Origin of the sequence: Lentzea sp. JNUCC 0626 (assembly GCF_043632865.1) — a bacterium.
In the GTDB taxonomy this organism is placed as follows: Bacteria; Actinomycetota; Actinomycetes; order Mycobacteriales; family Pseudonocardiaceae; genus Lentzea.
The window spans coordinates 9,865,341-9,889,438 of sequence record NZ_CP171635.1; the positions used below are offsets into that span (position 1 = coordinate 9,865,341).

General features: G+C 69.8%; 20 protein-coding genes and 1 riboswitch. Of the genes, 10 read left to right on the forward strand and 10 right to left on the reverse strand.

Annotated features, from left to right (window positions below; genetic code table 11):
• The first annotated feature begins 16 nt into the window (after positions 1 to 16).
• Genes JNUCC0626_RS46520 through JNUCC0626_RS46540 form a run of 5 tightly spaced genes read left to right on the forward strand, consistent with a single transcriptional unit; the run spans position 17 to position 5,204 of the window.
• On the forward strand, positions 17 to 2,209 hold the full coding sequence (locus tag JNUCC0626_RS46520; protein WP_394616992.1) for a P-loop NTPase fold protein: 2,193 nt from the start codon (positions 17 to 19) through the stop codon (positions 2,207 to 2,209).
• A complete protein-coding gene (locus JNUCC0626_RS46525) occupies positions 2,209 to 2,598 on the forward strand; it encodes a TIGR03618 family F420-dependent PPOX class oxidoreductase (protein WP_394616993.1) in 390 nt (129 codons plus the stop codon). Before JNUCC0626_RS46520 ends, JNUCC0626_RS46525 begins: the two co-directional genes overlap by 1 nt.
• Positions 2,579 to 3,724, forward strand: coding sequence for a precorrin-6y C5,15-methyltransferase (decarboxylating) subunit CbiE (cbiE, locus tag JNUCC0626_RS46530; protein WP_394616994.1), 1,146 nt, complete (start codon positions 2,579 to 2,581; stop codon positions 3,722 to 3,724). The genes JNUCC0626_RS46525 and cbiE overlap by 20 nt, the downstream gene beginning before the upstream one ends.
• The gene (gene cobM, locus JNUCC0626_RS46535) at positions 3,721 to 4,461 is read left to right on the forward strand and encodes a precorrin-4 C(11)-methyltransferase (protein WP_394616995.1); all 741 of its coding nucleotides are present in this window, start codon (positions 3,721 to 3,723) and stop codon (positions 4,459 to 4,461) included. Before cbiE ends, cobM begins: the two co-directional genes overlap by 4 nt.
• Positions 4,458 to 5,204: a cobalt-precorrin-6A reductase gene (locus JNUCC0626_RS46540; RefSeq protein ID WP_394616996.1), complete on the forward strand. Its 747-nt coding sequence runs from the start codon at positions 4,458 to 4,460 to the stop codon at positions 5,202 to 5,204. Before cobM ends, JNUCC0626_RS46540 begins: the two co-directional genes overlap by 4 nt.
• On the opposite strand, the gene JNUCC0626_RS46545 is transcribed toward JNUCC0626_RS46540, so the two are convergent.
• A complete protein-coding gene (locus JNUCC0626_RS46545) occupies positions 5,176 to 6,642 on the reverse strand; it encodes a precorrin-2 C(20)-methyltransferase (RefSeq protein WP_394616997.1) in 1,467 nt (488 codons plus the stop codon). The two genes, JNUCC0626_RS46540 and JNUCC0626_RS46545, sit on opposite strands and share 29 nt — an antisense overlap.
• A gap of 35 nt (positions 6,643 to 6,677) precedes the next feature.
• Here JNUCC0626_RS46545 and JNUCC0626_RS46550 point away from each other — a divergent pair, with 35 nt between their 5' ends.
• The gene (locus JNUCC0626_RS46550; protein ID WP_394616998.1) at positions 6,678 to 7,865 is read left to right on the forward strand and encodes an RNA-guided endonuclease InsQ/TnpB family protein; all 1,188 of its coding nucleotides are present in this window, start codon (positions 6,678 to 6,680) and stop codon (positions 7,863 to 7,865) included.
• A 62-nt stretch (positions 7,866 to 7,927) separates the two neighbouring features.
• Here JNUCC0626_RS46550 and JNUCC0626_RS46555 read toward each other — a convergent pair whose 3' ends face one another.
• Both JNUCC0626_RS46555 and JNUCC0626_RS46560 read right to left on the reverse strand, forming a co-directional pair.
• Positions 7,928 to 8,548 (reverse strand): precorrin-8X methylmutase, encoded by a 621-nt coding sequence (locus JNUCC0626_RS46555; RefSeq protein ID WP_394616999.1) that lies wholly within the window; start codon positions 8,546 to 8,548, stop codon positions 7,928 to 7,930.
• Complete coding sequence (locus JNUCC0626_RS46560; protein WP_394617000.1) at positions 8,545 to 9,597, reverse strand: hypothetical protein; 1,053 nt, start codon at positions 9,595 to 9,597, stop codon at positions 8,545 to 8,547. Before JNUCC0626_RS46560 ends, JNUCC0626_RS46555 begins: the two co-directional genes overlap by 4 nt.
• Before the next feature lie 7 nt (positions 9,598 to 9,604).
• Positions 9,605 to 9,740: riboswitch (cobalamin riboswitch) on the forward strand.
• A 36-nt stretch (positions 9,741 to 9,776) separates the two neighbouring features.
• On the opposite strand from JNUCC0626_RS46560, the gene cobN reads away from it, so the two are divergent.
• Positions 9,777 to 13,343: a cobaltochelatase subunit CobN gene (gene cobN, locus JNUCC0626_RS46565; protein WP_394617001.1), complete on the forward strand. Its 3,567-nt coding sequence runs from the start codon at positions 9,777 to 9,779 to the stop codon at positions 13,341 to 13,343.
• 22 nt (positions 13,344 to 13,365) lie between these two features.
• On the opposite strand, the gene JNUCC0626_RS46570 is transcribed toward cobN, so the two are convergent.
• Positions 13,366 to 14,013 carry a helix-turn-helix transcriptional regulator gene (locus JNUCC0626_RS46570; RefSeq protein ID WP_394617002.1) on the reverse strand — a complete coding sequence of 216 codons (648 nt, stop codon included), beginning with the start codon at positions 14,011 to 14,013 and terminating at the stop codon, positions 13,366 to 13,368.
• A gap of 54 nt (positions 14,014 to 14,067) precedes the next feature.
• Here JNUCC0626_RS46570 and folE point away from each other — a divergent pair, with 54 nt between their 5' ends.
• Positions 14,068 to 14,616, forward strand: a complete 549-nt coding sequence (gene folE / locus JNUCC0626_RS46575) for a GTP cyclohydrolase I FolE (protein ID WP_394617003.1) — start codon at positions 14,068 to 14,070, stop codon at positions 14,614 to 14,616.
• On the opposite strand, the gene JNUCC0626_RS46580 is transcribed toward folE, so the two are convergent.
• Complete coding sequence (locus tag JNUCC0626_RS46580) at positions 14,604 to 15,119, reverse strand: EF-hand domain-containing protein (RefSeq protein WP_394617004.1); 516 nt, start codon at positions 15,117 to 15,119, stop codon at positions 14,604 to 14,606. The two genes, folE and JNUCC0626_RS46580, sit on opposite strands and share 13 nt — an antisense overlap.
• Positions 15,120 to 15,176: 57 nt before the next feature.
• On the reverse strand, positions 15,177 to 17,729 hold the full coding sequence (locus tag JNUCC0626_RS46585) for an AAA family ATPase (RefSeq protein WP_394617005.1): 2,553 nt from the start codon (positions 17,727 to 17,729) through the stop codon (positions 15,177 to 15,179).
• Between the two features lie 280 nt (positions 17,730 to 18,009).
• Between JNUCC0626_RS46585 and JNUCC0626_RS46590 the strand changes: the two genes are divergently transcribed.
• Positions 18,010 to 20,634, forward strand: coding sequence for a LuxR C-terminal-related transcriptional regulator (locus tag JNUCC0626_RS46590; RefSeq protein WP_394617006.1), 2,625 nt, complete (start codon positions 18,010 to 18,012; stop codon positions 20,632 to 20,634).
• Here the strand turns inward: JNUCC0626_RS46590 and JNUCC0626_RS46595 are convergent.
• The 3 genes from JNUCC0626_RS46595 to JNUCC0626_RS46605 all read right to left on the reverse strand — a co-directional run bounded on the left by JNUCC0626_RS46595 (position 20,588) and on the right by JNUCC0626_RS46605 (position 22,528).
• On the reverse strand, positions 20,588 to 20,938 hold the full coding sequence (locus JNUCC0626_RS46595; RefSeq protein WP_394622253.1) for a LapA family protein: 351 nt from the start codon (positions 20,936 to 20,938) through the stop codon (positions 20,588 to 20,590). The genes JNUCC0626_RS46590 and JNUCC0626_RS46595 overlap by 47 nt on opposite strands.
• 96 nt (positions 20,939 to 21,034) lie before the next feature.
• A complete protein-coding gene (locus tag JNUCC0626_RS46600; protein WP_394617007.1) occupies positions 21,035 to 21,565 on the reverse strand; it encodes a DUF742 domain-containing protein in 531 nt (176 codons plus the stop codon).
• Positions 21,566 to 21,604: 39 nt separating this feature from the next.
• On the reverse strand, positions 21,605 to 22,528 hold the full coding sequence (locus JNUCC0626_RS46605) for an anti-sigma factor RsbA family regulatory protein (protein ID WP_394617008.1): 924 nt from the start codon (positions 22,526 to 22,528) through the stop codon (positions 21,605 to 21,607).
• A gap of 101 nt (positions 22,529 to 22,629) precedes the next feature.
• Here JNUCC0626_RS46605 and JNUCC0626_RS46610 point away from each other — a divergent pair, with 101 nt between their 5' ends.
• Entirely contained in the window at positions 22,630 to 23,451 is an 822-nt protein-coding gene (locus JNUCC0626_RS46610; RefSeq protein ID WP_394617009.1) for a MerR family transcriptional regulator, read from the forward strand.
• Here the strand turns inward: JNUCC0626_RS46610 and JNUCC0626_RS46615 are convergent.
• Complete coding sequence (locus JNUCC0626_RS46615; RefSeq protein ID WP_394617010.1) at positions 23,448 to 24,074, reverse strand: GTP pyrophosphokinase; 627 nt, start codon at positions 24,072 to 24,074, stop codon at positions 23,448 to 23,450. The genes JNUCC0626_RS46610 and JNUCC0626_RS46615 overlap by 4 nt on opposite strands.
• Positions 24,075 to 24,098: the final 24 nt, after the last annotated feature.

Below are 24,098 nucleotides of genomic sequence, written 5' to 3' on the forward strand. Positions count from 1 at the left end.
GCCACAATCGTGGGTTGTGGCGGATGATCTTCTTTGGGTGCGGGACGTCGACCGGGCGAAGCTGCTGAAGGAACCGGGCGACTCGCCGGGTGTCTACCTGTCCAGAGACGTCGACGCGCAGCTGGACCGCGCGTTGAGGCGTCCCGGCGTCGTGCTCGTGCGGACCGAACCGGGCGGGGCCGGCGCGCGCAGGGCCGTCTACGAGGCGTTGCTGCGCTCGCTGCCGGACAAGCCCATCGTGGTGAACCCCGGTGAGGGCGAGCCCGTGATCGCGGAGTCGGTGGTCTGGTTCGACTACGGCTCGCTGCCCGCCAGGATCGACCTGAGCACACCGCGGTGGATCATCGTGTTCCAGTCGGCGACCACCCGCAACCTCCCCAACTGGGTCGTGGACGCCGTCGTCGTCCCGGTGTCGATCTACCTGAGCGACAACGAGAAGGACCACGTCCGGCGGCTCTACCCCTCGCTGCCGCCGGTCGACACGGTGCAGGAGTTCCTGCACGAGGTGCGCAAGGCCGGTCCGGTCCGGGTGCACGCCGGCTACCGGGCGGACGACGAGGGCGGCGCGGACCGGCTCGGGATCGAACCCGACGTCGCGATGCTCGCGGACCTGGTGGCGTCCCGGCTGATCAAGCCACCGCTGTCGATCGGGTTGTTCGGCAGCTGGGGCAGCGGCAAGAGCTTCTTCATGCGGCAGCTGGAACGGCGGATCGACGACCTCTCCCGCCGGCACCCCGTGTACTGCTCGTCGGTGCGGCAGATCAGGTTCAACGCCTGGCACTACGTCGAGGCCGATCTGTGGGCGTCGCTCGCCACCCACATCTTCGACACCCTCGCCAACGGGCCGGCGCACGACCTGGAGCGCATCGCCGACGAGTTCGCCGTGCAGCGCAAGGAGAAGACGTCACTGGTCGACCGGCTGTCGATCGTCCGGCTCGAGCGGATGGCGGTCGCCGCCCGGCAGCAGCAGACCGCGGGGTCGGCGCGGCGCAGGCTCTCCCGGCAGCTCAGCGAAGGCGACCTGGCGTTCGTCGCGCCCGGTGTGACGGTGCCGGAGTTCGTGTGGGGCGAGGTCAGACGCGATCGCGCCGTGGTGCTCTCGTTGCTGCTGGGAGCGCTGGTCGTCGCCGGGCTGTTCGTCGTGACGGCGAAGTGGCCGGTCGCGCTCGCCGCGTCGGTGGCCGCGGCGACGCCGCTGCTCGTGCGGGCCTCCAAGGCCGTGACGTGGTTCCGGCAGCTCAAGGACCGGCAGGATCCGCTCGACGACCGGCTCGCCGCGCTGGACGAGGAGATCGAGGGGCTGGAGCGGTCGATCGCGGAGCTCGCGCCGGACGTGGCGGAGTACGCGCGGACCCGTGACGGCGAGTACCGGCAGCACCTCGGCGTGGTCTCGCTGGTGCGCAGGGACCTCGAGATGTTCGCGGCGATCCTCGCCGACAGCGCCACCGGCCCGGAACGGATCGTGCTCTACGTCGACGACCTCGACCGCTGTCCACCGGCCGTCGTGATCAAGGTGCTGGAGGCCGTGCACCTCCTGCTCGCGCAGCCCGTGTTCGTGGTGGTGGTCGGTGTGGACGCGCGGTGGCTGCTCAGGTCGTTGGAGCAGCACTACAGCGAGATGCTGGACGACCCGGTCGACTACCTGGAGAAGATCTTCCAGGTGACCTTCGCCCTGCAGCCGATGGAGGGCGGGGGGTTCCGGCGGCTCGTGTCCGATCTCGCGGGCGAGGAGTTCGGCGAGGCGAGCTATCTCACGCCGCTCGACGACGACGTCCAGAACCTGCCGAGGGTGGCGCCGCCGGAACCGGCCGGGGAGCCGGTCGGGTCGCCCGACCAGGAGCCGCGCGGCATGCGGATCACCGGGCCGGAGTTGCTGTACCTGGAGAGCCTCGCGCCGTTGGTGCGCACGCCGCGGGCTGCCAAACGCCTGGTGAACCTGTACCGGTTGGTCAGGGCGCGGTCGGCGGTGCTGGAGTCCGACGGGTTCCTGAGCGCCGACTACCGGGTCGTGCTGGTGCTGCTGGCCGTGCTCGTCGGCCGCTCGGGGCAGTGCGACGCGCTGTTCGACGCGATCGAGTCGGGGCAGGACTGGCGGCAGGAGCGGGACCGGCTGGCCGGTGATCTGGCGGTGCCCGACGATCTGGCCGCGTACCGGAAGTGGCTTCCGCTGGTGCGTCGATTTTCGTTCACGGCCGCCGCATTGCGATGATGCGTGCCATGTCGATCGACCGGGGTACCGCGTTCACCGAGTTCTGGACCGAGCGGCACCTGTGCACGCTCTCCACCGTCCGTCTCGACGGGACTCCGCACGTGGTGCCGGTCGGCGTCACGTTCGACGCCGAGGCCGGTGTCGCGCGGATCATCACGTCCGGCGCGTCGTGGAAGGTCAAGCACGTCAGCGAGGCGGGCTACGCCGCTGTGTGCCAGGTGGACGGTCGGCGCTGGTCCACGCTGGAGGGTCCGGCCGTCGTGCGCGACGACGTGGAATCCGTGCGCGACGCCGAACGGCGGTACGCGGTGCGCTACAAGAAGCCTCGGGTCAACCCCGAGCGCGTCGTCATCGAGATCCAGGTGAAGCGTGTCACCGGCACCGTCTGACGTCGTGGTCGTCGGCATCGGCGCCGACGGCTGGGACGGGCTTTCCCTTGCCGCCCAACAGGCTGTTTCCAGCTCACGTGTGCTGATGGGGTCGCAGCGGCAACTCGACCTCGTACCGGGCGACTTCGAGCGGGTCGCCTGGCCGTCGCCGCTGGTACCGGCACTGCCCGGACTTTTCGAAACTCATCGGGACGTGTGCGTCCTGGCCTCCGGTGACCCGATGTTCCACGGCATCGGGACTACTTTGGTGCGGCTGCTGGGCGACCGGGTCACGGTGATCCCGCATCCGTCCTCTGTGTCCCTCGCCTGCGCGCGGCTCGGGTGGGCGTTGAACGAGGTCGAGGTCGTGTCGCTGGTGGCCCGTTCGGCCGACCTGCTACGCCCCGTGTTGACGCCGGGACGGCGCGTGCTCGTGCTCGGTGGTGACCCGGAGACCGTTGCGGCGCTTGCCGGACCGATCATCGTGCTCGAACAGCTAGGTGGTGCCGCCGAGCGGGTTTACCCTTGGTCCGGGCAGGACTCGGACCCGCTGTGCGTGATCGCGATCGAGTACGGCGGAAGCGCTCTCCCGCGGGTTCCCGGACTGCCTGATGACGTGTACGAATCCGATGGCCAGCTGACGAAGCGAGAGGTGCGGGCTATTTCGCTGTCGAGATTGGCGCCGCTGCCCGGGCAGCTGCTGTGGGACGTCGGGTCGGGATCGGGCTCGATCGCGATCGAGTGGGCGCGCACGCATCCGACGTGCCGCGCCATCGCCGTCGAGCAGTCGGCCGAACGCGCAGAGCGAATCGGTCGTAACGCTGCGTCTCTGGGCGTGCCCGGCGTGGAGGTCCACATCGGACGCGCGCCGGAGGCGTTGCAGGGCCTGGAGAAACCCGACGCGATCTTCGTCGGTGGCGGCGTGACGGTGCCCGGCGTGCTTCAGGCCTGCTGGGACGCCTTGGCTTCCGGCGGTCGTTTGGTGGTGAACGCCGTGACGCTCGAGTCCGAGGCCGTCGTGGCGCAGTGGTACGCGAAGCTCGGCGGCGACCTGGTGCGGATCGCGGTGAACCGGGGTTCGGCGGTCGGCAAGTTCACCGGGTGGCGGCCGCACATGCCCGTGACCACGTGGAGCGTCATCAAGTGACCGTGCACTTCATCGGCGCCGGACCAGGGGCGGCCGACCTCATCACCGTGCGCGGGCAGTCGTTGATCGCCTCGTCGCCGGTGTGCCTGTACGCGGGCGCGCTGGTTCCGGTGGAACTGCTGGACTTCTGCCCGCCGGGCGCGCGAAAGATCGACACAGCTCAGCTGACTTTGGACGAGATCGTCGCGGAACTGGTCGCGGCGTCCGAGGCCGGGCTCGACGTGGCCCGGCTGCACTCGGGCGATCCGGCGGTGTTCAGCGCGATGGCCGAGCAGATGCGCCGGTTGGACGCTCTGGGCATCGAGTACGACGTGACGCCGGGGGTGCCCGCGTTCGCGGCCGCTGCGGCGTCGTTGCAACGGGAACTCACCGTGCCCGGCGTGGGACAGACGGTGATCCTGACCCGCACCTCCCAGCGCGCCACGCCGATGCCCGAGGGTGAGGACCTGGACACGCTGGGTCGCAGTCACGCGACTCTGGTGCTGCATCTGGCCGTGCAGCGGATTTCCGACGTCGTCGCCGAGCTCGTGCCGAACTACGGTCTGGACTGCCCGGTCGCGGTCGTCGCGTACGCGTCGCGCGCGGACGAGGTCGTGTTGCGCGGGACGTTGGACGACATCGCGGCGCAGGTGGCGGCGGCCGGGATCAAGCGGACCGCGGTGATCATCGTCGGCCGGACGCTGGGCGCGACGCAGTTCCCGGACAGCCACCTGTACTCGGCCACCCGCGTTCGATGATCCTGATCCTCGGGGGCACGGGGGAAGCGCGGGACCTCGCGCGGCGGCTGGCTGCGGCTTCGCCGAGCGCCGATGGGTCGACCACCCCGCGCTGCCGCGTGGTCTCGTCGCTGGCCGGGCGAGTCAGCAATCCCGCTCTTCCCGCCGGCGAAGTCCGCGTGGGCGGCTTCGGCGGGACGGATGGCTTGGCGCAGTGGTTGCGGGACAACGATGTCAGGGCCGTGGTCGACGCGACGCACCCGTTCGCGCGGCAGATCACCGCTAACGCTTTCGAGGCCTGTCGGCGCGTGGGTGTGCCGTTGCTGGTGCTGCGACGGCCCGGGTTCGAGCCCCGGCCCGGCTGGGTGTGGGTGGACAGCGTGGCCGAGGCGGCTTCTGCGTTGCCGGGGGAACGGGTGTTCCTGACGACCGGGCGGCAGGACCTGGCGGAGTTCGCCGGCTGCCCGCAGTGGTTCCTGGCGCGGATGGTCGAGTCGCCGAAACCCCCGCTGCCCCAACGGATCGAGGTGTTGCTGTCGCGCGGACCGTTCACTGTGGACGGTGAGCTGGAGCTGATGCGGTCGCGTGCTGTCGACGTGCTCGTCACCAAGGACAGCGGCGGCCCGATGACGTCGGCGAAGCTCGACGCCGCCGAGGTGCTCGGAATTCCGGTCGTGATCGTCCGGAGGCCACCGCTTCCGCCGGTGGAAACGGTGGCCTCCGTCGACGACGCGGTCAGCTGGTTGGGTACCGCCGGGGTGTGAAGACGACGCCCTGCGCGGTCACGACCGTCTGGGACGAGCCGATGATCAGCAGGCAGCGCATGTCGATCGTGGCCGGGTCGAGGGTGCCGAGCGTGAGCACGCGGATCTCCTCCTCCGGGCCGCCCACGTCCCGCCCGACGACGACCGGGGTCTCCGGCGCGCGGTGCTGGAGCAGCAGGTCGCGCATGTCGGCCACCTGGTGCGTGCGGGCCTTGGACGCGGGGTTGTAGATCGCGATCACCAGATCGGCCTTCGCGGTGGCGGTCAGGCGTTCGGCGATGACGTCCCACGGCTTGAGCCGGTCGCTCAACGAGATCACCGCGTAGTCGTGGCCGAGCGGCGCACCCGCCTTGGCCGCCACGGCGTTCGCGGCCGTGACACCGGGGAGGACGCGCACAGGCACGTCACCGGTCTCCGCCGCCACCTCGAGAACCGCGGTGGCCATGGCGAACACCCCGGGGTCACCCGACGAGATCACCGCGACCCGCGCGCCCTTGCGGGCGAGCTCGAGCGCGAACGCGGCACGTTCGGACTCGACCTGGTTGTGCGACGAGTGCTTCTTCTGCCCCGGGCGCTGGGGCACGCGGTCGAGATAGGTGCTGTAGCCGACCAGTTCGTCGGCGGCCTCCACCTCCTGGCGCGCCTCCGGCGTGAGCCACGCGCGGTCGCCCGGCCCGAGGCCGATGACGACGACCTCGCCCTTCGGCTTCGCGGGCTTCGACTGGCTCGGCAGCAGCGCGAGCGAGAAGTACGGGACTTGCTCGGGGTCGACGTCGGCCAGCGGCGACATCTTCTGCCGACCGGTCGTGGCGCGCTCGACGTACCACGCCCCGTCGAGCCGCCCGGACGCTTCGAGCGCCTCCCGGACGTTGCCGAAAGTGCGGCCCAGCTTGAGGATCGCGGCGGAGTCGGTGTCGGCGAGACGGCTCGCGAGTTCGGCCGGCGGGAGCGTGCCGGGCAGGATCGTGAGCACCTCGTCGCGTTCGACGAGCGGCGTCCCGAGAACCGCGCTCGCCCCGCTCACCGACGTGACGCCGGGGACGACCTCCCACTCGTAACGGTCCTTGAGGCGCTTGTGCATGTGCATGTAGGAGCCGTAGAAGAACGGGTCTCCGGCGGCCAGCACGACCACGGTGCGTCCCGCGTCGAGGTGCGCGGCCAGCTTGGCGGCGGCCTCCTCGTAGAAGGAGTCGATCTCGCCCTGGTAGTCGTCGGTGTCCTCGGTGGTGACCGGGTAGACGAGCTGTTCCATGATCTGCGGTTTTGGATCATCTTGGCTGCGGAAGTAAGGCGCCGCAATGGTTTTGGCGACGGACCTGCCGTGGCGGGCGCTGTGGAACGCCACCACGTCGGCCTCGCTGATGAGCCGCGCGGCCTTGACCGTCACGAGTTCGGGGTCGCCGGGACCCAGGCCGACGCCGTAGAGCTTGCCCGTCATGACGGCTCCAAACGATCTTCTGCGAGAATGTCTTCATGGGGGCGGCACTGGTGAAGCGAGCGTTCAAGTATCGCTTCTACCCGACCGAAGAGCAGACAGCTGAGCTGTCTCGCACTTTCGGTTGTGTACGCCTGGTTTACAACAAAGCCCTGGAGGCCAGAGCCGAGGCTTGGCAGGCTGAGCGGCGGCATGTCAGCTACAGCTGTACCTCGGAGATGCTGACCGCTTGGAAGCGGACCGAGGAGTTGGCGTTCCTCGGGGACGTGTCCTGCGTGCCTCTCCAACAGGCTCTCAGACACCTGAACGTGGCTTTCGGAAACTTCTTCGCCAAACGTTCGCGACATCCGAGGTTCAAGTCTCGTAAGAGGTCGCGTGCTTCGGCGGAGTACACGAGGTCGGCGTTTCGCTGGCGCGACGGACAGCTGAGCCTTGCGAAGATGAACGAACCGCTGAGAATCGTCTGGTCTCGGCCGCTTCCTGATGACGCTCGGCCTTCGACCGTCACTGTTTCCGGTGATAGTGCCGGACGCTGGTTCGTCTCGATTCTGGTCGAGGCCGAAGTAGGTCACCACCCTCAAGCCTCCAACGCTGCCGTCGGAATCGACGCGGGTTTGACCGCGTTGGTGACTCTCTCGACCGGTGAGAAGATCGCCAATCCGAAGCACGAGAGAAGAGACCGAGAGCGGTTGGCCAAGGCTATGCGGTCTCTGGCCCGCAAGCAGAAAGGATCGTCCAACCGGGAGAAGGCCCGGCGTGTCGTGGCTCGGGTCCATGCTCGCATCACCGACCGAAGGCGGGATTTCCTTCACAAGACCACATCTCGGCTCGTTCGTGAGAACCAAGCGATCGTGATCGAGGATCTGAACGTCTCGGCGATGCGTCGTGGAAACCGGCTTGCGGCATCCCTTTCGGACGCCTCGTGGCGACAGCTGAGGTTCATGCTGACGTACAAGGCCGCCTGGTACGGCCGTGAGCTGATCGCGATCGACCGCTGGTTCCCGTCGACCAAGAGTTGCTCGACGTGTGGCCACGTCGTCAACGCCTTGCCGTTGAGCGTGAGGGAGTGGACGTGCCGATGCGGCGCGGTCCACGACCGTGATGTGAATGCCGCGAAGAACGTTCTGGCCGCCGGGCTGGCGGTCATGGCCTGTGGAGACGGTGGAAGACCGATTCGGTGTCAACCGCAGAGGCAACTGTCGCAACCTCCTCCTTCCCGAGGATGAAGAAGCAGGAACTGCCGAGCGTGAGCTCGGTGGACGCTCCAGCCATCGAGCTGGGGCGTAAGTCACTCTTCTTCGCTCGCAATCGCGTTGATGGCCGCCGCCGTCATGGCACTGCCGCCGCGCCGTCCCCGCACCACGAGGTGCTCGAGATCCGTTGCGGCCAAAGCTTCCTTGGACTCCGCGGCCCCGATGAACCCGACCGGGATGCCGAGGATCGCGGCCGGGCGCGGTGCGCCGGCGGCGATCAGGTCGAGGAGGTGGAACAACGCCGTGGGCGCGTTGCCGATCGCGATCACCGCGCCGTCGAACCGGTCCTGCAACAGTTCGAGGGCGGCGGCACTGCGCGTGTTGCCGATGGTCTTGGCGAGTTCCGGGGTGCGCGGATCTTGGAGGTAGCAAAGGACTTCGTTGTCCTTCGGCAGCCGCCGGCGCGTCACCCCGGACGCGACCATGTTGGCGTCACACAAGATCGGCGCGCCTGCTTGGAGTGCTGCGCGCGCGTTGCGCACGACGTTCGGCGAGAACGAGACGTCGGCGGGCAGGTCGGTCATGCCGCACGCGTGGATCATGCGCACGACGACCCGCGCCACGTCGTCGGGGAACCCGCTGAGGTCCGACTCCGCGCGGATGGTGGCGAAGGACTGGCGGTAGATCTCCGCCCCGTCCTTGATGTACTGCGTCAACGGATCTCCTCGTAGCCGTCGCCGGTCGCGACGAACTCGATCACATCGCCCGCCGGGCGGCCGCAGCGGCGGGCACAACCCGACCAGTGCACAGCGCCCGGACTGTCGGACCTGCTCCCTAGAATCGAAATTGGGGGTACCCGGCCTGGCCCGTGTGTGTGGTGGGGCATATCGAGCCAAGCGCGCACATCGGCGCGTACGTCGGAGAGCGACTTCGCGCAGCCGGGGCGTCCGGTGCAGGCGCTGACGCCGTGCCAGGGGGAGCGCGGGTCGGTGATGAGGCCGGACGTGTCGGTGCCGGCGGGCACGACCAGGCTGCGCCACGGGGTCAGGCGCAGGGCGACGCCGGGCAGCTGCGCCGCGCCGAGGCGGCCGAGCGGGACGCCCGGGGTCAACGGTGAAGGTGCGACAGGGGTCACAGCCGGGGTGATGCGCGGGGCGTCGAAGGTGCCGAAGTGGGCGGTGATCTTTCGCACACCGTCGTCCACTTCGGACAGGCGCCAGGCCGTGCCGCGCAGTTGCTGGAAGAGGCGGGCGGCGGACAGGACGGCGTCGACGGGATCGGTGACGCGGACGCCGGTGTCGCGGCCCGCGAGCAGCAGAACGGTGCCCTCCGAGGTGCTGACCAGGCCGAAGTCTCCGCCGAGCCCGCTCACCGCGTGCCCCACCGTCACCAGGAACCGCCCCGGCAGGTCCGCCAGCGCAGCGTCCCCGCACAGCGCCGCGTCGATCTCGTCGACCAGCCCCTGGTTGTCCTCCAGCGGCGCCGCGATGATGTTGCGCATCCGCTCGTGCGTCGAAGACGGCAGCAACCCCGCCGCAGCCAGCCGCGCACCCAGCTCCACGCCGTCCGCCAGGCCCCTGAGCTGGAGGTTCGCCCGCGAGGTCAGCTCGATCGCACCCGAACCGAGCTCGGCAGCCGCAGCCCGCACGACGTCCCACTGAGCAGCGGAGAGCGTCCCGCCCGGCACCCGGATGCGGGCCAGCCCACCGTCGGCTGCGGCGTGCAGCTCGACGGCGCCGGGGCAGGCATCCGGGTGACTACGCATAGGTCGGACTGTAACCCGCCGGTTAGGGTGAGCTCGAACGACGAAGCGCAGGAGGAAGCCGGTGCGAATCCGGCGCGGTCCCGCCACTGTGACCGGCCGAACCGGCTGGGAGTCAGGAACTCTGCTTCGCCCGTGACCCGCAATCTGGGGCGAGGACCCCACGAGGGATGGAGCCCTGCGTGATCCTGCTGCTGTCGACCTCCGACACCGACCTGCTGTCGGCGCGTGCGAGCGGTGCCGAGTACCGGCTCGGCAACCCCGCACGCACGACCGTCGACGACCTTCCCGGACTCGTGGAGGGTGTTGAGCTGGTCGTCGTGCGCATCCTCGGTGGCCGCAGGATGTGGGAGGAAGGGCTCGACTGGCTGCTGGCCTGCGGGCTGCCCGTGGTCGTGCTCGGTGGCGAGATGCAGCCCGACGCGGCGTTGATGGAGCTGTCGACGGTGCCCGGTGGCGTGTGTGCCGAAGCGCACCTCTACCTCGCGCACGGCGGCCCGGCGAACCTCACCGAGCTGCACAAGTTCCTCTCCGACACCGTGCTGCTGACCGGCCACGGCTTCGAGGCCCCCACGGCTACCCCCACGTGGGGTGTGCTGGAGCGGGATGAACCGAAGGCCGAAGGTCCGACGGTCGCGGTGCTCTACTACCGCGCGCACCACGTCGCCGGGAACACCTCGTTCGTGCACGCGCTGTGCGACGCCATCGAGGCCAAGGGCGGCAGGCCGCTGCCGGTCTACTGCTCGTCGCTGCGCACCGCCGAGCCCGAGCTGCTCGACACGCTCCGCAAGGCCGACGCGCTGGTCGTCACGGTGCTCGCGGCGGGTGGCACGAACCCCGCCAAGGCGTCCGCCGGCGGTGACGACGACGCGTGGGACGTCGGCGCGCTGGCCGCGCTGGACGTGCCGATCCTGCAAGGACTCTGCCTCACCTCCAGCCGCGAGACGTGGGACGAGAACGACGACGGACTGTCTCCTCTGGACACCGCGACCCAGGTCGCGATCCCGGAGTTCGACGGCCGGATCATCACGGTCCCGTTCTCCTTCAAGGAGATCGACGAGGACGGCCTGACCGTCTACGTCGCCGACCCCGAACGGGCGCTGCGCGTCGCGGGCATCGCGGTGCGGCACGGCCGTCTCCGCCACATCCCCGTCGCCGAACGCAAGATCGTCGTGATGTTGTCGGCGTACCCGACGAAGCACTCGCGCATCGGCAACGCCGTCGGCCTCGACACGCCCGCGTCGACCGTCCGGCTGCTGAAGGCCATGCAGGAGCACGGGTACGACATCGGCGACGAGCTGCCGGGCGTCGACGAACTCGACGGCGACAAGCTCATCCACGCGCTGATCGCCGCCGGTGGTCAGGACGCGGACTGGCTCACGCAGGAGCAGTTCGAGAGCAACCCGATCCGCATCGCCGCGGCCGACTACCGCGAGTTCTACGAGACGCTGCCGGACGACTTCCGCGAGTCGATGCAGGAGCACTGGGGCGAGGCGCCGGGCGAGCTCTTCGTCGACCGCAGCAAGTCCAAGGACGGCGAGATCGTGCTGGCCGCGCTGCGGTCCGGCAACGTCGCGGTGATCGTGCAGCCGCCGCGCGGGTTCGGCGAGAACCCCATCGCGATCTACCACGACCCGGACCTGCCGCCGTCGCACCACTACCTCGCCGCGTACCGGTGGGTCGAGTCGAACTTCGGTGCCGACGCCGTCGTGCACGTCGGCAAGCACGGCAACCTGGAGTGGTTGCCCGGCAAGACCGTCGGCATGTCGGCGTCCTGCGGCACCGACGCGGCGCTCGGCGACCTGCCGCTGATCTACCCGTTCCTCGTCAACGACCCGGGCGAGGGCACGCAGGCCAAGCGACGCGCGCACGCCACGCTGGTCGACCACCTGGTGCCGCCGATGGCCCGCGCCGACAGCTACGGCGACATCGCGCGCCTGGAGCAGTTGCTGGACGAGTACGGCAACATCTCGGCGATGGACCCGGCCAAGGTGCCGGCGATCCGCGCGCAGATCTGGACGCTGATCAAGGCCGCCAAGCTCGACCACGACCTCGGCATGGAGGACCGGCCGCACGACGCGGAGTTCGACGAGTTCATCCTGCACGTCGACGGCTGGCTGTGCGAGGTCAAGGACGTCCAGATCCGCGACGGCCTGCACATCCTCGGCGAGGCGCCGACGGGGTCCGTCCGCGTCAACCTCGTGCTCGCGATGTTGCAGGCACGGCAGATGTGGGGCGGTCAGGTCGCCGCGCTGCCGGGCCTGCGGGAAGCGCTCGGGCTCACGACCACCGGCCGCGAAGACGTTGACGCGGTTGAGGAAGAGGCGCGCGCGCTCGTCCAGGCGATGGAGGACGCGGGCTGGGATCGTGCTGCCGCAGCAGGTCTGCACGAGTCCGAGGACGTGCAGAAGATCCTGGAGTTCGCGGCCGTCGAGGTCGTGCCGAGGCTCGCCCGCACCACGGACGAGATGACGAACGTCCTGCACGCGCTCGACGGCGGCTACATCCCGGCGGGCCCGTCGGGTTCTCCGTTGCGCGGCCTGGTGAACGTGCTGCCGACCGGCCGCAACTTCTACTCGGTCGACCCGAAGGCCATCCCGTCGCGGCTCGCGTGGGAGACCGGCCAGGCGATGGCCGACTCGCTGCTCGCCCGCTACCGCGAGGAGAACGACGGCGAGTGGCCGCCGTCGGTCGGCCTGTCGGTCTGGGGCACGTCCGCGATGCGCACCTCCGGCGACGACATCGCCGAGGTCTTCGCACTGCTCGGCGTCCGGCCGGTGTGGGACGACCAGTCGCGGCGCGTCACGAACCTGGAGGTCGTCCCGCTCGACGAGCTCGACCGCCCGCGCATCGACGTCACGGTCCGGATCTCCGGCTTCTTCCGCGACGCCTTCCCGCACGTCGTGTCCATGTTGGACGATGCCGTGCAGCTGGTGGCCGCGCTGGACGAACCGGCTGAGCAGAACTTCGTGCGGGCGCACATGGTGCGCGACCTGGAGGAGCACGGCGACCAGCGCCGCGCCACCCTGCGCGTCTTCGGCTCCAAGCCGGGCGCGTACGGCGCGGGCGTGCTGCCGTTGATCGACAGCCGCAACTGGCGCGACTCGTCCGACATCGCCGAGGTCTACGCGGTGTGGGGCGGCTACGCCTACGGCCGCGGCGTCGACGGCATCGAGGCGCGCCAGGACATGGAGTCGGCGTACCGGCGGATCGCGGTGGCGGCCAAGAACATCGACACCCGCGAGCACGACATCGCCGACTCGGACGACTACTTCCAGTACCACGGCGGCATGGTCACGATGGTGAAGGCGTTGACGGGCAAGGCACCCGCCGCGTACGTCGGCGACAGCACCCGCCCGGAGGCCGTCCGCACCCGCACGCTCACCGAGGAGACGTCGCGGATCTTCCGCGCCCGCGTGGTGAACCCGCGCTGGGTCGGGGCGATGCGCAACCACGGCTACAAGGGCGCGTTCGAACTCCAGGCGACGGTCGAGTACCTGTTCGGCTACGACGCCACGACCGGCGTCGTCGCCGACTGGATGTACGAGAAGCTCACCGAGACCTACGTGCTCGACCCGGAGACCCGCAAGTTCATGCAGACGTCGAACCCGTGGGCGTTGCACGGCATCGCGGAACGCCTGCTGGAGGCGGCCGAGCGAAAGATGTGGGAGCACCCGGAGGAGTCCACTTTGGACGCGCTGCGGGCGGCTTACCTGGAGACCGAGGGCGACCTGGAAGACGGCGCCTGAGCGAGCGGCACGCGCGGGCCCGCTAGGCGGGATCGAGGCGGACGCAGCAGTGGCCGGGGGTGGGAGCGAGGCGAGCGGTGTGCCCGTTCGCCTCGATCCCGTCCAGCAGGCCGCTGATGAGGCAGAGGTTCATGCCGCACACCAACTCCGTGTGCCGGTGCGCGAGGCTGTGGAACGGGCAGTTGCGCAGCAGGATCGTGCCGTCTTCGACCCGGGGTTCGAAACCGAAGCGCGCCAACGCCTCCACCACGCTGCCCGGCGCCCGCCCGGCGAGGTCCGCGCCCCACTCGTAGGCGCGGCGGTTCAGGATCACCCGCGCCGGCTCGCCCGTGGTCTCGGCCTCCACCACCGCGTCCGTCAGCAGGTGGCTCGCGGCCTCGTAACGCCGGTCCGGCAACGACACCGCGATCTGCTCGTCCGACCGCCGGTACAGCTTCGCGGGCCGCCCGGCGCCCGGTCCGGACCGTCCGGTGCGGCGTTCGTGGACCACTGTGAGCAAGCCCATCTCGACCAGCTTGTCGAGGTGGAAGGCGGCCGTCGTGCGGGGCAGGTCGACGGCCTGTGCGGCCTCGTCCTTGCTGATGGGGCACGTGGCGGCGGCCACGAGGTCGTAGAGCCTGCGCCGGTTCGGTTCGTCCAGGGCCGCGACGGCGGCGACGGGGTCGGCCATCTCTAAAAACTACTCTTGTTGACTAAATTCGGCCAGCAGATCTACCGTGATCGCATGGACGTCGAAGCGGCGCAACGAGCGGTGACAGACCTGCTCAAGGCGTTGGGCAAGGACCCGTACTCGGTGCACCTGGCGGACACCCCGCGCCGCGTGGCCGAGGCGTACGAGGAGATGCTGACGCCGCGTCAGTTCACGATGACGACGTTCCCCAACGACGAGGGCTACGACGAACTCGTGCTCGCGCGCAGCATTCCGGTGCAGTCGTTGTGCGAGCACCACATGCTGCCGTTCCACGGCGTCGCGCACGTCGGCTACCTGCCGGGTGAACGGATCCTGGGCCTGTCGAAGCTCGCGCGGGTCGTCGAGATGTTCGCGCGCGATCTCCAGGTGCAGGAACGGCTCACCAAGCAGGTCGCCGACTGGTTGCAGGAGAAGTTGCGGCCCAAGGGAGTCGGCGTCGTGATCGAGGCCGAGCACATGTGCATGGCGCTGCGGGGCGTGCGGGTCACGGGGTCCCGCACGGTCACGTCCGCGTTGAAGGGCGTGCTGCGGGAGAACCCCGCGTCACGTCAGGAGTTCTTCACCCTCGTTCAGGCGGCCTGAACGGGCCCGAACACGTACGAACCCGGTGCGTCCGCGTCGTCGCCGGCCCAGAACTCGGCCCACAGCGTGGCGAACTCGGCCCGCGACAGCCTGCCGTCGCCGTCGAGGTCGAGCACGGTGAAGTCGGTGTCGCCCTCGTGCCCGAGCCACGCCTCGATCATCACCCGGTACTCGTCCTCGGAGACGAAGTCGTCGTTGTCGGAGTCGACGACACCGAACATCGCGTCGGCCGTGCCGAGCACGGGTTCGATGTTGTCCGGCAACAGGTCCACGACGCTCAGCACGTCGTCGAGCGTCACCTGGTCGGCACCGCCCGCCGCCTCCCGCAGGGTCGTCCACCAGCCCAGCATCACCTGGGTCAGCAGCTTCTCGTCGCTGCCGCGCAACCCCGACCAGCGCTGGGCGAGGAGCCGGAAGTCCTCCTCGGTCAGGTAGCCGTCCCCGGTGACGTCCATGGCCCCGAAGACCAGAACCACCTTGCTGCGCTGAAATTCGCTCGCCATGCGACAGGACGATAGGGCCGAAAGTCGCAATCCAACCATCGGCCGAACGGGTCCGAACTAGTCCACGAACAGGGCATCGGCAAGATGCAATCGGCCGTGTACGCCCAACTTTCGGTAGATGCCCGACAGCACGCCGGCGACCGATTCAGCGGGCATGAGCAGCGTCGACGCGATCTCGTCATCCGAACGGCCGCGTGCCGCCAACTCAGCGACCTGGTGCTCCACCGGGGTGAGCGCGGTCGGCCCCGTCTGGCGCATCCGCCGCGGCCCGGCGCTGGTGGCCACCAGTTCGGAGTAGGCCCGCGCGGCCATCGCCGCCGACCCGCACTTCTGCGCCAGGTCCACCGCGTCCCGCAGGCACACGCGCGCAGCGGCCGTGTCGCCCTGACGGCGCACCACCACGCCGAGGTCCACCAACGCGCGCGCGAGTTCCAGGCGGGCGGGGGAACCGCGTAGCACGCGGACCGCCTCTTCCAGCAACGTCCGCCCGGCCGAGCCCGCCGTCACCCGGCCCGCCGCGCGCAACGCCATGCCCAACGCCCGTGGCGCACCCCACTCGCGGGCCAGGGTGACCTCTTCCATCGCCAGGTCACGGGCGCGTTCGCCGTCGCCCATCGCCGCGGACGCCAACGCAGCGCCGGAACGCCACGACAGGGCCGCCGGGTTGCGGTACGGCCAGGCCGCGCAGTGTCGTCCGGCGGCCAGGAACGCTTCCAGGGCCTCGTGATCGTCGCCTCGCGCGGTCAGCATCCGGCCCCGCACGGTCAGCACGCCGCCGAACGACCACACGCGGCGGGTGTCGTCCGTCGAGGCCTCGGCGATCACCAGGGCAGCCTCGTCCAGCCTGCCCTCCTCCAGCAGGATGTCCGCGAGCAACGCCGCGTGCCACGCCGTCACCGCGTGCCAGCGGCGGTCCTGCCGCAGGTGTACCCCGGCGGTCTCCAGGTCGGCGCGGGCGGAGGCGAGATCTCCCTTGCGGCGCTGGACGTTCGCGCGCATCACGTTCGTCAGCGCGCGCAGCACCGGCGCCTGCGCGCGGTCGACCTCGTCCAGCACGGCCAGCGCCTCGTCCAGCGAGTCGGCGAGGTTCAGCGTCATCGCCGACGCGAGCGACGCCAGCACGCCGTCCGTCGACACCAGCCGCACCGCCTCGGACGCCCTGATGTCGCCGACCATCACGCGGTGCAGCACGCCGGCAGGGGAGTCGAGCGAGACGGAAGACGGAACCGCTTCCTGCCACGCCAGCCCGTGCACGGCCAGATGTGCCTCAGCGCAAGGAGAACTGCCCAAAATGCCACGGATCTCCGCGGGTTCACCGGCGGCGTGCAGGGCGTAGGACAACGCGATCGCGGACTCCACATCGTCCACATCGGACTGAAAGGCCTCGCGCAGCCGGGCCGTCGCGCCCGGCAGGTTGCCGACCAGCTCGGCGATCCCCAGCAACCGCAACGCCCGCGACGGGTTCGCCACCGGTTCGCGCAGCGCCCGCCACAGCAACCGGGCGGCACCGGCCGTGTCGCCGTGGTTCACCGCCTCCTGGGCAGCGCGGTCGAGCACCTCGCCCGCCCACGGCTCCAGGCCCGGCGACGTCTCCAGCAGGTGGTCGGCGACGGCCCGATCGGCCGCGCCGTGCGCTCGCAACGACTGCGCGGCCCGCAGGTGCAGGGCGGCACGGGCGGGCGCGGGCATGTCGTCGAGCACGGCGGGCCCGGCCACACCCAGCAGTTCCACGGTCCGGACGGCCTCGGCGAGTTCGGCCGGGCTCAGCCGCGTCAACTCGGCCAGCACACCGGGATGCGGTGACGGTCCCAGCGCGGCGAGGCAGTGCGCCGCGGCCACCACGGCGGCGGGACGGCGGCGCAACCGGGCCGCCATGATCTCGCCGGCCACCTCCGCACCGCGCTGCGCCACCCGCCACGCGGCCTCGGCGGTCGGAGGCACGGAGTCCTCGGCCAGCGCCCGCAGCAGCCGGGTCACCGTCATCGGGTTGCCGCCGGTCGCCTCGAAGCACGCGGCCACGAACTCGGGCGCCGCCTCCCCGAGCGCCTCGGCCACCAGCAGCCCGACCTCGGCCGGCGTCAGGTTGTCCAGCGTGATCCGCTGGCACGCCGCCATGATCTCGCCGAACGACGGGTCGTCACACCGCTCGCCCACGCCCAGGGACAACACCAGCGCGACCGGCAGTCGTTGCACCCGCAACGCCAGGTAGGCCAGCCAGCGCAACGTCGCCGCGTCGGCCCAGTGCACGTCGTCCACGACGATCAGCACCTCGCTGCGCGCGCCCAGAGCGGCGACGAGCCGGTAGACGCCGTGCAGCACCGAGAAATCGGCGGCGGACGCAGTGAGCTGCACCGCACCCAGCGCCTCGGCAGGAACGAGATCCGGGTCCACCAGGTCGAAGAGCTGTGCCACGATTCCAAATGGAAGATCGCTTTCCAATGCACTTCCGCGAGCACGCACCACGTGCCTGCCGGAGGCCTCCCAGCGTGCCGCGAGGTCGTCCAGCGCGGCCGTCTTTCCCGTGCCAGGAGCGCCTTCCAGCACGGTGGTCGTGCCCGCCGCCACCTGATCGCTGATTCCGGCGCACCACACTTTCAGCCGGTTTTCCAAGATCTCTCCACAATCCGCCGCTGAAAGTATCAGCGGAATTGATGCTAGGAGAAAGCGCGCCACTTGCCCAGGTAAAGGTTCCTGCGCTATGGGCGTCTCAACAGGACCGCTCCACGTATGATCCCGCGAGCAACTACCCGAATGGGTAGCGGCAGCTTCACGATCAGCCCGTGAGGTCATCCCAACGGGCTAGACGCGACGGCTCGGGGGTGGTCGCCGCGCAGGTCGTTGTGGTAATGCAGCGCTTGTTCTCCGCCGCCGCGGAGCGAAAGGAAAATGCGTGTCGGGGAATCGTGACGGGGTGTTCCGCGGCCGTGAGGGAGAACGGGACCTCCTGAACGGTGTGCTGAGCGCGGGCACCGGGGTGGTGCTCGTCGACGGCGCGGCCGGAACCGGGAAGACCCGGCTGCTGGCCGAGATCGCCGCCCTCGCCGCACGCCGCGGGTTCGCGGTCGCCACCGCCCAGGACGAGCTGGACCAGCCGTTTCTGCTGGCACGCCTGGCCGAACGGGAACCGGACGGCCCGACGCTCGTCGTCCTCGACGATCTCCACCTGGCCGAACCCGGCACGCTCGCCGCGTTGCGCGCGTTGTTACCCGCCTCCACCCACGAAAAGGTCGTCTGGCTGCTCGCTCGCCGCCGCGGCGAGGGCGCTGACCGCCTGTTCGCCGCCGCCGCGGGACGAGGTGCTGTCCGGATCGACCTGCGTCCGTTGGCGGACAACGTGGTCGAGGACCTCGTCACCGATCTCGCGGGCGGTGTTCCCGACCAGGACCTGAAAGCGCTTGCCTCGACCGCGCAGGGCAATCCGGCCGCGTTGTTCGGGCTGTTCGCCGCGCTGGCCCAGGACGGGCAGGTCGTGGTCGCGAACGAGGTCGCCGCGTTGCGCACCGACCGTTCCCCGCGCGCCACCGAGGCGTTGCTGCGTGACCGCGTGAGTGCGTTGAGCGGCAAGGCGAGGCACCTGTTGCAGGTCGCGTCCGTGCTCGGTCCGCGCTTCGAACCCGGTGACGTGGCGGAGATGCTCGCGTCGAGCACCGCGATCCTGTTGCCCGCGCTGGACGAGGTCATCGGCGCCGGCGTCGTGACCTCGCTCGACGACAGGCTCGCGTTCCGGCACGACCTGCTCTGGCGCCTGGTCGTCGACTCCGTGCCGCAGCCCGTGCGCCGAGCCCTGCACCGCGAGGCAGGGGAAATGCTGCTGGGGCGCGGGGATTCCGCCGTCATCGCCGCCAAACACCTGCTGCACGGCGCCCAGCGCGGCGACGCCCGGTCCATCGACGGCCTCGTCGCGGCCGCGAAAGCCGTGCTGTGGAACGCCCCGGAGGCCGCCGCCGAACTCGCGGTGCGCGCGCTGGAACTCACCGACCAAGCGTCTGCTTCGCTGGTCCACCGCACGGTCATGGCGGTGCGAGCGCTCACCGCCGCCGGCAAGCTCACCGCCGCGCAGGCCCTCGCCCAAGAGGCGTTGTCCCGCCAGGTGTCCCCGGAACCCGCCGCGAAGTTGCGGCACTGCGTCGCCACGACGTTGCTGCTCGGCGCCCGGCACGAGGAGTCGCTGGAGATCTCCGAGGCGTTGCTGCGCGAACCCGACCTGGCCCCGGAACTCGTGCCGTGGGTGGAGATCACCCGGCTGATGGGCCTGCTCGGGCACGACCGGCGGCGCGCGGAGGAACTCGCCGAGGTCGTCGTGCGCACCCACCAGGGCTCGCCGGACGACGTGCTGGCGACGGCGCTCGCGGTGCTGGCCGCGATCGCCCGCGACACCGGCCAGCCCGGCGCCGCACTGGAACTCGCCCGCGAGGCCGCGCAGTCGAGCACCTCGCACGACCTCAGCGCCTACCCCCAGCTGCTGCTCGCGACCCTGCTCGCCGGGCTGCGCGAGTTCGCCGACGCCGACACCGTGGTGCGCCGGGTGCGCAGCGGGCCGTCCGCGGTCGTCACCAGGGAGGTCATGACCGCGGTCGTGCAGGCCAGGATCCTGTTGCAGGCCGGACGGATCGAGGAGGCGGCCGTCGAGGCCCGCGCCGCGCTGACCGTCGCCGAGGAGACCGGGCACGAGACCGTCGTGGCGCCCGCGCTGGCGGTGCTCGCGATGGTCGCGATCCACACCGGCGACCTGCCCGCGGCGATCGAGCACGTCGAACGCTGCCGCGACCACGTCTCCGCCGACGGGATCATCTTCTCCCGCGCCTACTACCAGTGGACCGACGTGCTCGTCACCTACGTCGGCTCCGGCCTCGAGAAGTCCCTGGCCCTGCTCACCGACGAGTACCCGGCGCTGGTGTCGTCGGGCCTGTTCGCCGAGGAACCGCGCGCCGCCGGGTGGTTCACCCGCCGGGCGTTGGAGGCCGGCGACGAACGACTCGCGAAGGCCGTGGTGGACCGCGCGGAACGGCTCGCCGAACAACATCCGGGCTTCCCGGCGGTGGCAGCGGCCGCGGTGCACGCGCGCGGCCTGTTCGACGCCGACGCGAAACTGCTGGAACTGGCCGCGCAGCAGCACCGCGACCTCTGGGCGCGGGCGAACGCGGCCGAGGACCTCGGCGTGCTGCTGACCGGCTCACCGGACCGGGCGGAGTCGGTGCGGGCGCTGGAGAACGCGCTCGCGATCTACCGGGAGATCGGCGCGTCCCGCGACAGCGCGCGGGTGCTCGGCCGGTTGCGCAAGCTCGGCCGCAGGCGGCGGGCCGCCCCGGCGCGACCTGCGTCCGGATGGTCCAGTTTGGACGACACCGAACGGGCGATCGCGAACCTGGTGGCGAAGGGTCAGACCAACCGGCAGATCTCGACGCAGTTGTTCATGTCACCGCACACGGTGAACTTCCACCTGCGCAAGATCTTCCGCAAGCTCGGGATCAGCTCACGGGTCGAACTGGTGATGAGGTCGAGGGACGACCAGTGACGCGCTTGGCCTGACGGCGCAGCTGCAGGATGCGGGCAGCCCCGACGATCGCGACCAGCAACGCCCCGCCGATCGCCGCGAACAGCAGCGCGACGCCCAGCGGGAGGCTGAACTCGCCCCACAGGAAGTGGATCGTCGCGTTGTCGCCGTTCTGCAGGATGAAGACCAGCAGGAACGTCAGCACCACGATCGCCACCAGCACGGCGACCCAGGTGCCGCTGATCCGGGTCGGCCGCAGCTTCTTCGGTGCGGCCGCCGGAGCAGGCGGGACAGCGGGCGGAACGGACTCGCGATCGGTCGGGATCGGGTCCGTGACCGGCGTCTTCGGGGTCTCGTCGCTGGAGGTCGCCACGGGAGAATTATCGGCGACCAGACGTGATCTCGCGCGCTGGCGAACGGGTTACAACTTGCGCAACCCGGACAGCACGCGTTCGAGCAGAGCGATGTTCGGCTTGTCGCTCGGTTCGTGCACCGCGACCAGGTTCAGCGTGATCAGGTCGCTCAGCAGCACCCGCGTGACGCCGAGCGGGATCTTCATGAGCGCCGAGATCTCGGCGACCGACCGCGGCTGCAAACACAGCCGCATCATCGCCGCCTGGTCGTTGTTCGCGCGGTAGAGCCGGTCCTCGTCGGTCGAGAGCAGTGTCTCCAGGCGAAGGTCGTGACGGGCCGTCGTGCGGCCGCCGGTTCTGGCGTAGGGGCGGATCAGCGAACTGTCCCTCGCGGGGACCTCTGGTGCTTCGTCCTCTTGCACAGGCCACTCCGGTGGCGGTTCCGGTGGGCGATGGCGCAACGGTTGCTGACGGGGCAGTTGTTGCGTCTCCGCGCCGTTGAAGTCTCCACTTCCGTCGGCGTGCAGCCGTCTGCGGGTCGCCGGAGACCCGAATCGAGCCCCCGTGTAACCGATTTCCGTCGCTTCCTCGTCGTGCACGTGCTCAAGCTATAACGAGATCGCCCAAATGTATGTGGATCAAGTCGCCTTTTTGTCAGTCAGATCGAATCTGACTTGGATTGCGGTGCCGCTTGACGTCGTTTGGGTGCGGACAAGGTCCGCCAAACGGTTGACAAGCAACAGACCGCGACCGCCTGGTTCGTTTGCGTGAACAGGGGTGCGGCCAGCCAGAACATCGGTGATGTGGCCGTTGTCGTTGACTTGGCAAACAATACTTCTGCTTTCCGCCCACACCCGGACCGTGCTCTCGCCGCCGCCGTGCCGCACGCTGTTGGTCGCGAGCTCGGTCACGGCGAGCGCGAAGTCGTCAACTCTGTCCGATGCGAGTCCGTGCTTGGTTGCTTGTTCACGGGCGAACGCCCTCACCGCCGCCATCGCGCCGGCGCCGACGGAGGTGCTCACCGCGTCCACGGGAATGGACAGCGGCAGGGAGTGGGCGGCGACGACCACGCGTGCGGGGTGGAAGTGGTCGCTGGGGCGGTGGCCGCTCGCGTCGATCACGACGGGGTGGGTCTTCTCGGCGTCGGCCAGGACGTCGTGGGTGAGGTTCGTGGTGTTGTACGGGCACAGGATGCTCAGGTCACGTCCGCTGAACGCGTAGTTGACCAGCGCCTCGTGCAGCGCGCACGCCGGGTACTCGACGTCGGTGCGCAGGTCCCACACCGGCTCGCTGATGATCCGGACGGCCCCGCGGTGCCGGTCGGCGAACGCGCGGAGCTCGGGGATGATCCGGCCGGGGTTGCGGCCGGTGTCCGCCATGTCGATGAACGTCACGAGGTGGGCGAACCCGCTGAGCGCCTCCTGCAGCAGCCCGAGGTTCCTGCTCGGCACCGCCACGGCGACCGGTTCGGCGTTCGCGAGACCCTCCACGACGAACGGGACGGTCCCGTCGATGTAGGAGTCGTCATCGCTGTAGAACAGCGCCGGATGTGCGAACGTCATGTGCCACCTCTCGTCAACGTCCCAGGATCCCCACCCGGTGCGTTGCCCAAACCATCATTTCTTGACTCTCACACCGTGTCAGCCCCTACACAGGAGCAGTCATGTTCACCATCGGAGACTTCGCCCATCTGGGGCGCGTGTCGGTGCGGATGCTGCGCCACTACGACGCGGTCGGCTTGCTCCCACCGGCGCACGTCGACCCGTCCACGGGCTACCGCTTCTACACCGCCGCCCAGCTGCAACGCCTCAACCGCCTGCTCGCGCTGAAGGACCTCGGCCTGACGCTCGACCAGGTCGGTGTCGTGCTCGACGAAAAGCTTTCCGTCGAACAGTTGCACGGCATGCTGTCGTTGCGGCGAGCCGAGCTGCGGCAGCAGATCCTCGCGGACGAGTTCCGCCTGCGCCGGGTCGAGGCACGTCTCCGCGTCATCGAAAGAGAGGGCGCCATGCCCACCGACGAGATCATCGTGAAGCCCGTCCCCGCCGTCCGGGTGGCCCGGCTGTCCGCCACCGCCGCCTCGTACGGCCCGGAGGACATCGGCCCGGTCATCCAGCCGCTCTACCCGCAGCTCTTCGAACGCCTGGGGCGCGTGGGCGTCCAGCCGTCCGGGTACGGCATCGCCACCTACGAACCCGCTGACGGGGACGCCGTCGTCGTGCACGCCGGGGTGACCGTGGCGGTCGACCCGTCCGCCGGGTACGACTTCGACGTCGTGGACCTGCCCGCGCTGGGGGAGGCGGCGACGATCGTGCACCGCGGCACCATGGACGACGTCGACACGTCGTACCAGGCCGTGGCGGAGTGGATCGAGGCGCACGGGTACAAGCAGAACGGGTTCGCCCGCGAGGTGTACCTGAACTACGGCGAGGGTGACCCGGCGGACTGGGTGACCGAGCTGCAGCTGGAGATCACCAAGAACTAGTCGGGGTGGATGCGCCGGTGGAGCGTCTCCATCCGGTCGTCCAGCTGTGCCGCGATCATCGCGGTCGACATCAGCTCGCCCACGAACTCCGCGGGCGGGCTGTCGTCGTACTTGTAGAAGAGCTTGTGCTCCAGCGTCGCCCAGAAGTCCATGGCGATGGTCCGCAGCTGCACTTCGACCTTGACGTGCTCGACCCGGTCCGACAGGAACACCGGGATGCGCACGATGAGGTGCAGGCTGCGGTAGCCGTTCGGCTTCGGCTGCGCGATGTAGTCCTTGGTGCGCAGGATCTCCACGTCGTGCTGACGCGCCAGCATCTCGCTCACGCGGTACACGTCCGAGACGAACGGGCAGACGACGCGCACGCCCGCGATGTCGTCGAGCCAGTCGCCGATCGTGTCGAGTTCGAGCGGGAAGCCCTTGCGCCGCAGCTTCTCCAGGATGCCCTCGGGCTTCTTGACGCGGTTGCTGATGTGCTCGATCGGGTCGTGGTGGTGGACCGCGTCGAACTCCTCGCTGAGGATGCGGAGCTTCGTCATGAGCTCCTCGATCGCGAACTTGTAGACGAGCAAACGCCGTTCGAGATCACGCAGCACACTCAGGTGGTCGGCCAGATCGGTCACGCCGTCCAGAGTACTGATCACGCC